We start from the raw sequence: 7,283 nt of genomic DNA, 5'->3' as shown, positions 1-7,283 counted from the left end.
GGCAGGTTTTTTTTCATAATTGCTATATTCTACTTTCCAGTATCACACTTGTCAATACCCACCACCTGAATCCTTACTTGGTTACAAGCTAAAAACTTTTTAAGAAAGTATTGGTATTTATGTAGGTCTTTTAAGATTGTCAAATTTTTGGAGAGAGTTTTTTACTAACGAACATAAATTTGATTTCCCCAAAATACGTCAATATACTTACACAGAGAAAATCATTTAGGATTGCTGTAGATATAGAAAATCATTTAGGATTGCTATATGACTATCTCGCGCAAACGACTTGAAGAATTAGAAAATATTCCAGAATCTGCGATCGATACCTCTGATATTCCTGAATTAGATGCGAATTTTTGGGCAAAAGCAAAACTCGTAACACCACTGACAAAACAAGCTATTTCTTTAAGAGTTGATAGCGATGTATTAGATTGGTTTAAAAGCCAAGGAAAAGGCTATCAATCTCTAATGAACGCTGTGCTGCGCTCTCATGTTGAAGATCACGTAAAAAGTAGTGAATAAATAAATTTGCGAGCGCCCTTTTATTCCCAAAGTACGATCGCCCTTTTCTTCCACTGCATGGCAACTTAGTTTTGAAAAATGTTGCCAGTAACTTTAATCTTATCACCTACGCTTCAAGCTCAGCACGCTGAGAAAAAAGCTCGACAAAACCATCTGCAAACCAACAGTTAGGCAAGTTAGTGAGGGAATAACCAAACGCAGAGTTTTAGAAGGCTCGAGAGAACCGAAAGCCGTTTCGCTCCAGATAGTTAATGACAAGAACGAGCCAACTATTCCGATTAAAATCAGCGTGACTCCGACAATCAATCCTGTCTCTAACGTGACATAGCGAAATATTTTGTTGAGTTTGGGGTCTTCGGGCAGGAATTTCTCGCTGATGGCGAAAATTTTGGTGAAAAAAGCGAAAGTGACTGCTTGAAAACCGATGATAATTGCGATCGCACCATAAAGCAGCGTGTGTACATCAAAGCTGATACTCCCAATCTTTTGAGTACCGGGCAACAGCCAAATGCTAACAATTAGACCCCAAATCATCAGCGCAGTACCCGGATACAAAAACAGCCACCGAGGGCTGTAAAGCAGCAAAAATCGGAGGTGCCGCCAGCCATCTCGCCAAGTTCGCAAGTGCGGAGGCCGGCTGCGGCCGTCGGGAGAAAGTACGGTTGGGATTTCAGTTATCCGCAGCTTGTATACAGAGGCCTTGACCACCATTTCGCTAGCAAATTCCATCCCCGTTGTTTGCAAGTCGAGTTTCAAAATTGAGTCTCTCCTAAAACCCCTGAGTCCGCAGTGAAAATCGCCTACGGGACTGGCAAAAAATAGCCTCCCAACCCATGTCAGCACCGGATTTCCTAAATATTTGTGCAGCGGCGGCATTGCACCCGGTTTGATGCCCCCTTGAAAGCGGTTTCCCATCACTAAGTCGAAACCTTCTCGCAATTTGTGGACAAAAGCGCCGAGGTTGGAAAAATTGTAGCTGTCGTCAGCATCGCCCATGATAATATAAACTCCGCGCGCTGCGATGATGCCTCCCATCAGGGCGCTGCCGTAGCCTTTGGCTGCTACGGGCACGACTCTCGCTCCCATTCTGGTAGCGATATCTTGAGAACCGTCAGTGCTGCCGTTGTCTGCTATGATGACCTCGCCTGCAATATCAAGTTCGCGCAGGGACTTCTGTGCCTTCTCGATGCAGATTTCTAAAGTTTCTGCTTCGTTCAGACAAGGCATGAGTATCGATAGTTCTAGAGTGTATTCTCCGCTTTGGTTGGTCTGCTCTGCCATATATTTGTTCCACACTCGATCGCGATCGACCATACTTGATTTTCCCGTATCTCTGCTTAAAATATTAGTGCTGAATAAAACCTAACAAAACTTCATTAAAGTTTTTCAGGTTTTTAGTAACGGCAATTTTTGATTGTACTATAGGTTAGTAAACTTATGAATAGAAGCGTTTTTCTGTTATTACTTGCTGCAATATTGTGCGGCGTCGCAGGTCAATTTAGTCTAAAGGCAGGAGCTAAAATATTAGGGCCCATTGGCGCTGCTAATTTAATAGAAAAAATTATAGCGATGGCTACTCAGCCGTTGATAGTAAGTGGTCTTTCTTTGTATGCAATTTCTTCGATCGGCTTTATTGTAGTTTTGTCGCGGGCAAACCTTAGCATAGTCTCGCCTTTACTGTCAATTAGTTACCTGTTTACTGTTTTAGGTGGCAAACTGATATTTCACGAGCCTTTGCCACCGCTGCGGTTAGTAGGCGTGGCGCTAATTATGACGGGAGTAATTTTTGTACTCAGAGGTCAAGCTGGGGGAGTGGCTGGGGGCAACTAGCGATCGCTTTTAAGATTGACGCTTGAGTGCTGAATTGATAACTTAGGTCAAAGGGTGTATAGCAATCCTAAATGAGTAGTAAAATTTTGACCCCACCCCAACCCTCCCCTTACCAAGGGGAGGGAGTAAGAAATTCACAAATGATACGAGGATTGCTATATTTGAGCATTCTGTTATGAAATGATGCTGCTTTATGTCTAATATTTTTGAGCCTGGAAATCCTAATCAATTATTGAGCGATCGCACCGCAGTTCTTGCTACCATGCACGAAAAAGAACAGGTGATGGCTCCCGTTTTAAAACGAGAATTGGGCGTAAATATCCTAGTACCTTCGGCACTTGACACTGACGCATTCGGAACCTTCACTAGAGAAGTTAAACGCTTAGGAACACAAATAGAAGCGGCTCGCCAGAAAGCACAAAAAGCCCTAGAAATTGCGGGCGAAACTCTTGCCTTTGCCAGCGAAGGTACTTTCGGCCCTCACCCAATGATGCCGTATCTGCCAGCTAACAGAGAAATCGTAATTTTATTAGATCGAGCCAACAATCTAGAACTAATCGGTGACTCTTTCTCCGTTGAAACTAACTACAGTCACCAGTTAGTTTCCAGTATACAAGAAGCAGATGATTTTGCTAAAAAAGCTGGATTTCCCGAACACGCACTGGTGGTTGTAGTTGGCGAAGCTGCACTCGGTAACGGCGCAATTGTCAAGGGCATTAGGACAGAAAAAGAATTTTTTGAAGCTGTGACAGCAGGCTTAAAAAAATCGTCAACCGGTCGAGTTCACATCGAAACAGATATGCGGGCGATGTACAATCCAACTCGGATGAAAAACATCGAAAATGCAACTCTCGATTTAGTTAAAAAATTTAAGCAATTCTGCCCGGAGTGCGGTTGGCCGGGCTTCGATATTGCTGAGACGAAAATCGGATTGCCCTGCGGACTTTGCTATTTTCCGACTCAGCTAGCGCGATCGGCAATCTATAAATGCAAAAAGTGCGGTTATACTAAAGAAAAACTATTTCCCGACGGTCGAGAGACTGCCGATCCTTCCCTTTGTCAATATTGCAACCCTTAAAAAAATAATTGCACAAAAATAGTAAAACTTGCCACAATATTATTGATAGTTCCCTAATTAAATTCACTAATGATAGCAGTAGAAACAGAACGCAACTGGAAACCCGTTATTAAAGAATTTGAGGCTGTAGTCGGCAAAAATGGCGTGGTACAGCGCCGCGAAGAATTGATTGTGTACGAGTGTGACGGACTCGCCAGCTACCGCCAGCGCCCTGCCCTGGTGGTATTGCCTCGAACTACGGAGGAAGTGGCGCAAGTGGTGAAAATATGCGATCGCAACTCAATTCCCTGGGTAGCTAGAGGCGCAGGAACCGGCCTTTCCGGGGGCGCTTTGCCTGTAGAAAACTGCGTGCTGATTGTTACTGCCCTGATGCGAAAAATCCTGAAAGTAGACTTAGAAAATCAGCAAGTAGTCGTGCAACCGGGAGTAATTAATAACTGGGTAACGCAAGCAGTTAGCGGCGCTGGTTTCTACTACGCGCCCGATCCTTCCAGTCAAATTGTGTGTTCGATTGGCGGCAACGTTGCTGAAAATTCTGGCGGCGTTCACTGCCTCAAATACGGAGTCACAACAAATCACGTTTTAGGATTAAAATTGGTACTTCCCGACGGTTCTATTGTCGATGTCGGTGGTGAAATTCCCGAAATGCCCGGTTACGATTTAACTGGTGTATTTGTCGGTTCCGAAGGCACTTTAGGAATCGCCACAGAAGTTACTTTGCGAATTCTCAAAGCGCCGGAATCGATTTGCGTTCTCCTAGCGGATTTTTCCAGTATAGAAGCAGCGGGCGAATCGGTTTCCGATATTATCAGCGCTGGCATTATTCCTGGCGGCATGGAAATTATGGATAACATCAGCATCAATGCTGTGGAAGATGTGGTGGCAACTGGATGTTATCCCCGCGATGCGGCGGCAATTCTCCTCGTAGAAATCGACGGTTTAGAAGTGGAAGTTGCCACAAACAAACAGCGGATTGCTGATATTTGCAAGCATAACGGAGCACGAAATATCACCACGGCAACCGACCCAGAAACGCGCCTAAAAATTTGGAAAGGGCGGAAAGCTGCTTTTGCGGCGGCGGGTCATCTCAGCCCTGATTATTACGTGCAAGACGGCGTAATTCCGCGAACGCAAATGGCTTATGTTTTGAAAGAAATTGAGGGTTTGAGCGAGAAATACGGTTATCGGATTGCTAATGTTTTTCATGCGGGAGACGGGAATTTGCACCCGCTGATTCTGTACGATAACTCGGTAAAAGGTGCGCTGGAAAAGGTGGAAGAATTGGGCGGCGAAATTCTCAGGCTTTGCGTGAAAGTTGGGGGAAGTCTTTCGGGGGAACACGGCATCGGTGCTGATAAGAAGTGTTTTATGCCGGATATGTTTTCGGAGGTAGATTTGGAGACGATGCAGTGGGTGCGTCAGGTATTTAATCCGAAAGGTTTGGCTAATCCTGGGAAGATGTTTCCGACGCCGAAGACTTGCGGGGAAGCGGCGAGGGCGAAGGTTGAAACTGTTAAGAAGTTGGAGGGTGCAGAGGTTTTTTAATTCGCTATTTATGCGGGTAAAGTGAGCCGAAAAGTACCCTATAATTCTCTTTACAATGGGGAGGCAGAGCCTCTAAGTATGCGTTCCCATCCAGAGTCTGGGAACGAGAAAAAACGATTTTTCTCGTTTTGTAGGAGTGCGAGTCCCCCTCGCTTGTTTGCCTATATATCAAGTTGGTAAGATGCTGATTGCACATTCCGCGCTAATGTACGATCGGCATTTTGATAGTAAATTCCGTGCCCTTGCCCAATTCGGAAGTACAATGTAGTTCGCCGTTGTGTCTTTCTACAATAATTTGATAGCTAATTGACAAACCCATTCCCGTCCCTTTGCCAATGGGTTTGGTAGTAAAAAAGGAATCAAATATGCGCTGCTTGACTTCCTCAGTTATTCCCGGGCCATTGTCGGCAATTTTTATTTCTACAAAATTGCCGACAACTTCCGTACAAATCCTAATTTGGCTGAGATTTTCTGGCATTTCTTGACAAGTTCGCCTACTGTTTGCATCATCTAAAGCATCCATCGCATTGCTGAGAATATTCATAAAAACTTGATTGATTGGCCCCGCAAAACACTCAACAGGGGGCAACTCTCCGTATTGTTTGACAATTTGAATTGGCGGCTTTTCTCCGTTCCCTTTCAAACGGTGATTGAGAATTAACAGCGTGCTGTCAATACCTTCGTGGAGGTTAACGGGTTTCATCTGTGAATCGTCGTGCCGCGAAAAGTTCCGCAGCGACTGAACAATCTGGCAAATCCGCTCGACACCAAGGCTCATTGAAGACAGTATTTTAGGTAAATCTTCAGCTAAAAAATCGAGATCATTTTCTTCTCTTTTCTGTTGAATTTCCGCGACTGGATTAGGATAGTGCTGTTGGTAAAGTTCGAGGTGGTGAAACAAGTCTTGAGTATAATTTGTGAGATGAGTGAGATTGCCGTAAATGAAGCTGACTGGGTTGTTAATTTCGTGAGCGACTCCGGCAAGTAGCAATCCCAAACTAGACATTTTTTCGCTTTGAACTAATTGGGAATTAGTGGCTTTGAGTTGGTTAAGTGTGGCTGCTAGTTGAGCGGCTTGTTCTCTGCTTTGTGCTTCGGAATTATGCAAGGCTTCTTCGGCTTGTTTGCGCTCAGTGATGTCTCTCTGTACGCCAATAAAATGAGTTAATTTGCCCATTCGATCGCGCACGGGAGATAGGGAGAAACAATTCCAGAAAACGGTTCCGTCTTTGCGGTAATTCTTTAATATTACCTTGCATTCGCTTTCTGTTTGCAAGGCTTGGCGAATTATTTCTACTGCCGCCGGATCGGTATCGCTTCCGTGCAAAAATCGGCCGTTTTTTCCGATAATTTCCTGCCGCCGATAACCTGTCATGCTTTCAAATGCGGGATTGCAATAAATAATTGGATGTTCGGGGTCAGTGGCGTCAGAAATCGTAACTCCGGTGCTAGTAGCTGCCATAGCTCGATCGTACAACCAAAGCATTTCTTCTGCGCGCTTGCGATCGGTAATGTCCCGCAGCGTAGCTAAATAAGCCATTTCTCCATCCCATTCCGTTTCCACCACCCGCATTTCTACTACAGCATTTGCTTTTTGCTTGCGAATAGCTTCAACTTCTGTTTGCACGACGCGAGTTCCTGGTGCTTCTGTTTTTCCAACTTGGGGAATAATATCCGTCGCCATCTCAAGGTCGCAAGCTGAAACTTCTACTACTAAATTGCCAAAAAATGCTTGACCTAGAAGTTCCTCTGCCGTGCAGTTAAACAGCGCTTCTGCTGACTGGTTGGCAAAACAAATAAGTCCTCGCTTGTTAACGATTGCGATGCCGTCAGCATTTTTTTCGATCACATTCCGAAACCGAGATTCGCTAGCTTTCAAATCCTGCTGTAGCTGTTCCATTGCTCGCTCCATCTGCTGCAATTCGCACAGACTAAGACTATAAGCTTCTGAAATGTTGGCCGATGTCGAGTTCTCGGTTGACTTTTGGGGCATCTCTGGATAGTTTGTTCTATCAGTCATGTTTTTAGCCATTTTTTTCTGGGTACTGCTAATATTACTGAGCTTATTTTCTGAATCGGCTTCTTGAAAAAACATATTTAAACCTTACCAATTTATTTTTTAGATTAATATTTTGCGATCGCCCAAATTTTTCGCAAATTTAGGGAGACCGCAATTTACACCCGATGTTAGCACATGAATTTTATAATTCATCATAAAAGATCGTTAAAATTCAAGAGCGATCGCCCTATAATTATCTATTAAGTTTTATTAAGTAATTTCAACAACACTGATACTTACGTAGCG

General features: G+C 44.2%; 6 protein-coding genes. 4 read left to right on the top strand and 2 right to left on the bottom strand.

The window, feature by feature from the left end; genetic code table 11:
• The first annotated feature begins 267 nt into the window (after positions 1-267).
• A complete protein-coding gene (locus QUA43_RS16555) occupies positions 268-525 on the top strand; it encodes a BrnA antitoxin family protein (RefSeq protein ID WP_333375350.1) in 258 nt (85 codons plus the stop codon).
• Between the two features lie 102 nt (positions 526-627).
• Here QUA43_RS16555 and QUA43_RS16550 read toward each other — a convergent pair whose 3' ends face one another.
• The gene (locus QUA43_RS16550; RefSeq protein ID WP_333375349.1) at positions 628-1,839 is read right to left on the bottom strand and encodes a glycosyltransferase family 2 protein; all 1,212 of its coding nucleotides are present in this window, start codon (positions 1,837-1,839) and stop codon (positions 628-630) included.
• 123 nt (positions 1,840-1,962) lie between these two features.
• Between QUA43_RS16550 and QUA43_RS16545 the strand changes: the two genes are divergently transcribed.
• The 3 genes from QUA43_RS16545 (at position 1,963) to glcD (ending at position 4,978) form a co-directional block, all read left to right on the top strand.
• Complete coding sequence (locus QUA43_RS16545; RefSeq protein ID WP_333375348.1) at positions 1,963-2,355, top strand: transporter; 393 nt, start codon at positions 1,963-1,965, stop codon at positions 2,353-2,355.
• A 193-nt stretch (positions 2,356-2,548) separates the two neighbouring features.
• Positions 2,549-3,433, top strand: a complete 885-nt coding sequence (locus tag QUA43_RS16540; protein ID WP_333375345.1) for a DUF6671 family protein — start codon at positions 2,549-2,551, stop codon at positions 3,431-3,433.
• A 69-nt stretch (positions 3,434-3,502) separates the two neighbouring features.
• Positions 3,503-4,978 (top strand): glycolate oxidase subunit GlcD, encoded by a 1,476-nt coding sequence (gene glcD, locus QUA43_RS16535; RefSeq protein ID WP_333375344.1) that lies wholly within the window; start codon positions 3,503-3,505, stop codon positions 4,976-4,978.
• A 202-nt stretch (positions 4,979-5,180) separates the two neighbouring features.
• On the opposite strand, the gene QUA43_RS16530 is transcribed toward glcD, so the two are convergent.
• Entirely contained in the window at positions 5,181-7,073 is a 1,893-nt protein-coding gene (locus QUA43_RS16530) for a PAS domain S-box protein (RefSeq protein ID WP_333375341.1), read from the bottom strand.
• Positions 7,074-7,283 lie beyond the last annotated feature (210 nt).

Source organism: Microcoleus sp. N9_B4 (assembly GCF_036701635.1).
GTDB lineage: Bacteria > Cyanobacteriota > Cyanobacteriia > Cyanobacteriales > Microcoleaceae > Microcoleus.
The sequence above is the reverse complement of the archived record's forward strand: the minus strand, read 5'-3'. Positions and strand labels throughout refer to the sequence as shown.